Genomic DNA, 3,957 nt, shown 5'->3' with positions numbered 1-3,957 from the left:
TTTATCCTTATTCAAGAACACAAACTTGCCATCGAATACATCCAGTTGGATGATTGCGTCACTTGTCACTTTACCGGATAGTATCTCTTTGGACAATTCGTTGAGAATACGTTTTTGGATGACTCGTTTCAACGGTCTGGCTCCATACACCGGATCGTAACCCAACTGTGCCAGCCAATCCAGTGCATCGTCACTGGCGGACAGGAAGATATTCTGCTCGGCCAGCTGTTTTTGTACGTTTCTGAATTGCATGCGAACAATCTCACCGATCTCATTGCGACTCAACGGTGTAAACATGATGACCTCGTCAATACGGTTCAAGAACTCCGGACGGATAGATTTTTGCAACAGTTCAAATACTTCGTCTTTTGTTTTGGCTACAACTTCATCATGGTTGCCCTCAGTCAATTTGGAAAAGTTCTCCTGTATGATGTGCGAACCCGTGTTGGAGGTCATGATGATGATCGTATTCTTGAAGTTGACCACACGACCCTTGTTGTCGGTCAGGTGTCCATCATCCAATACCTGTAACAGAATGTTGAAAACATCTGGGTGAGCCTTTTCGATCTCATCCAATAGCACGACCGAATAAGGGCGACGACGCACGGCCTCGGTCAGTTGACCACCTTCATCGTAGCCTACATATCCCGGAGGCGCACCGATCAGACGCGATACAGAGTGCCGTTCCTGGTATTCGGACATGTCGATCCGTATCAATGCGTGTTCGTCGTCAAATAAGAACTCCGCCAAAGCCTTTGCCAGTTCCGTCTTACCCACACCTGTCGTGCCGAGGAAGATGAAGGAACCTATCGGGCGTTTGGCATCACTCAATCCGGCACGCGAACGGCGGATAGCATCTGAAATAGCTTCTATAGCCTCTTCCTGTCCCGCTACACGCTTGTGCAGTTCCTCTTCTAGGTTCAACAATTTTTCCCGTTCGGATTGCACCATCTTACTGACAGGAATGCCTGTCCACCGTGACACTACATCGGCGATGTCCTCGGAGGTCACCTCTTCTTTCAGCATACGGCTGCTTTGTTGCTTTTCAGCCAATTCGGCTTTTAGCTTCTCCACATTGTCCTGTGCTTCTTTGATCTTGCCATAGCGAAGTTCGGCCACTTTGCCGTAATCTCCTGCGCGTTCGGCTTGTTCGGCTTCCAGTTTGTAGTCTTCGATATTTTGGATCTCCTGGTTGACACGGTCGACCAAGGTCTTTTCCGACTGCCAGGCTGCTTTCAACGAATCACGTTCATTGGAAAGATTAGCGATTGTTTCGGAAAGCTCTGCTACCTTCTTATCGTCGTTTTCACGTTTGATGGCTTCTCTTTCAATTTCTAGCTGCATGATACGGCGATCCAGTTCGTCCACGGCTTCGGGTACGGAATCCATTTCCAACCGTAGTTTGGAAGCTGCCTCGTCTATCAGGTCTATAGCCTTGTCGGGCAGAAACCTGTCGGTAATGTAGCGTTGCGACAACTCTACGGCTGAAATGATAGCTTCATCGAGGATACGTACTTTGTGGTGGGTTTCGTAACGTTCTTTTAGTCCCCGTAGGATGGAAATAGCATCTTGCGTATCGGGTTCATCGACCATGACTTTTTGGAAACGACGTTCCAATGCTTTGTCCTTTTCGAAGTATTTTTGATACTCGTTGAGGGTAGTTGCACCGATGGCACGCAATTCGCCCCGGGCTAGTGCAGGTTTGAGGATATTGGCCGCATCCATGGCTCCCTCGCCTCCTCCTGCACCTACGAGGGTATGTATTTCATCAATAAAGAGGATGATCTCTCCATCCGAATCGGATACTTCTTTGACTACAGCTTTTAGCCGTTCCTCAAATTCACCTTTGTATTTTGCACCGGCGATCAGTGCACCCATATCCAGGGAATACACGGTTTTTGTCTTGAGGTTTTCGGGTGCATCGCCTTTGATGATACGATGCGCAATACCTTCGGCAATGGCCGTTTTACCCACACCGGGTTCGCCGACCAGGATAGGATTGTTCTTGGTACGGCGGGAGAGGATCTGCATGACACGGCGTATTTCTTCATCACGACCAACTACGGGGTCTAATTTTCCGGATTCAGCATATTCGTTGAGATTACGGGCATATTTTCCCAAGGCATTATAGGTAGCTTCGGCATTTTGATCCGTGACCCTATTTTTGCCCCGGAGTTCTTTGATGGCCAGTTTGAGATCTTTTTCGTTGACACCTTGGTCTTTCAGCAGGGTAGCCACCTTGTCACCGGAAGACAATAAGCCTAAAAGGATATGTTCGATTGAGACAAACTCATCGTTGAATTCTTTGAGATAGCTTTGGGCCTTTTGCAGGACAGAAGCGGTGGTGTTACTAAGGTAGACATTGCTTCCACTCACTTTAGGCAATGCCTCGATCTGCTTATCCACTTCACTACTGATGTAATTGATATTGGTATTTAGCTTTTTCAATAGATGACTGACGACGTTTTCATCTACAGTCAGCAGTGCCTTTAAAATATGTGCCGGTTCGATAGCTTGCTGTTGATTGCCGGCGGCTATTTCCGAAGCCTTTTGTATAGCTTCCTGTGCTTTGATAGTATAATTGTTGAAATTCATGTGCTTATTGTTTTATTACACTATGTATTTAACAAAACAAATGCCTTTCGGTTTACGATTATAAATGACTGAAATTTTGTCTCTTTTATTTCTTTTTAGCTGTCAACATTTCCGATTATCAATAAAAATAGGAAATAAATTGTCTTGAATATCAAAATGTTGGTGCGAAAAAAGAGGGGAATTTGAATTTATACTTGTAAAAAAGCTTTCTACTGGCGATATTTGCAGCACAAAAGGAAAGCTTCTTTAGCTCATCCGTCAGTTGGCGGAAACTGACTTGTAATCAGTACGTGACTTTTAAAAGTTAAAGTTTACGAAAGTTTTAGGAATCTTGAAATATTAATTTGCCTCCTTAGCTCAGCTGGTAGAGCAACTGACTTGTAATCAGTAGGTCGCTGGTTCGATCCCGGCAGGGGGCTCGAAAGCTCAACGAAAGTTGGGCTTTTTTTGTTTTTAGCAGGAAAGCAGTACCAATGAAGAACCCGTATTAATTTATTGAAATTATCCTCTTTTTGGTCCAATTTCAAAAACTTGGCACGTAAATTCGTATATTTATTATAAAATTAAAAAAATACACTTATGAAATCTACCAGTATAATCGTTAGCATCATTGCTGCCCTAGGGTTGATCGTGATGGCCTGTATCGTGGGGAATGCCTATAAGTATAAATATAAGGTCAACAATACGATCAATGTGACCGGGAATGCCAAAAAAGATTTTGAATCGGATATTGTCAAGTGGACGGCCACTTACAGTCGTAAGTCGATGGATCTGAGTGCAGCTTCGGAACAGTTGAAACAGGACAGGGAGTTGGTCAAGAACTTTTTGCTCCAAAAAGGTATTCCGGAGAATGAGATACAGTTTAATGCAGTAAATATCAATAGGGATTTTGCTTACAATACCGATAGCAACGGTAGAAGCTACAATACCTTTACAGGTTATAGTCTTACACAGTTTGTGAGTGTGGAGTCCAAGGAGTTGGATAAGGTGGATAACGCATCAAGGGAGATTTCTGCATTGATTTCTCAAGGTGTTGAATTGAGTTCTAATATGCCAAATTATTACTATTCCAAATTGGAAGACCTCAAGTTGGCTTTGATCGGAGAGGCCTCACAAAATGCAAAGGCAAGAGCAGAAAATATCGCGAAAGAGTCGGGGAGTGGCTTGGGCAGGTTGCTCAAAGCTGATTTAGGTGTGTTCCAGATTACGGGACAAAACGATAATGAAGAGTATTCGTATGGCGGGGTTTTCAATACTACATCCCGATACAAAACGGCCAATATTACGGTAAAAACGAGTTTTGGGCAATAATAAAAAACAAAGGCGTCCCGTAGGACGCCTTTGTTTTTTTATACTTTATAC

The 3,957-nt window shown here is 44.0% G+C and carries 2 protein-coding genes and 1 tRNA gene; 2 read left to right on the top strand and 1 reads right to left on the bottom strand.

Going from position 1 to position 3,957, the window contains the following annotated elements; translation table 11 throughout:
* The coding region (gene clpB / locus G5B00_RS17675; RefSeq protein WP_163878750.1) for an ATP-dependent chaperone ClpB at positions 1–2,595 on the bottom strand (2,595 nt) is incomplete at its 3' end.
* A gap of 346 nt (positions 2,596–2,941) precedes the next feature.
* Between clpB and G5B00_RS17670 the strand changes: the two genes are divergently transcribed.
* Both G5B00_RS17670 and G5B00_RS17665 read left to right on the top strand, forming a co-directional pair.
* Positions 2,942–3,014, top strand: a tRNA-Thr gene (locus tag G5B00_RS17670).
* A 160-nt stretch (positions 3,015–3,174) separates the two neighbouring features.
* Positions 3,175–3,906, top strand: a complete 732-nt coding sequence (locus tag G5B00_RS17665) for an SIMPL domain-containing protein (protein ID WP_163878747.1) — start codon at positions 3,175–3,177, stop codon at positions 3,904–3,906.
* Positions 3,907–3,957: the final 51 nt, after the last annotated feature.

Source organism: Parapedobacter sp. SGR-10 (genome assembly GCF_011030405.1).
Classification (GTDB): domain Bacteria; phylum Bacteroidota; class Bacteroidia; order Sphingobacteriales; family Sphingobacteriaceae; genus Sphingobacterium.
This window is presented reverse-complemented; position numbering and strand designations above follow the sequence as displayed.

Coding starts and splice junctions, on each gene's coding strand:
- G5B00_RS17665 (WP_163878747.1), top strand. CDS start 3,175: ATGAAATCTACCAGTATAATCGTTAGCATCATTGCTGCCCTAGGGTTG.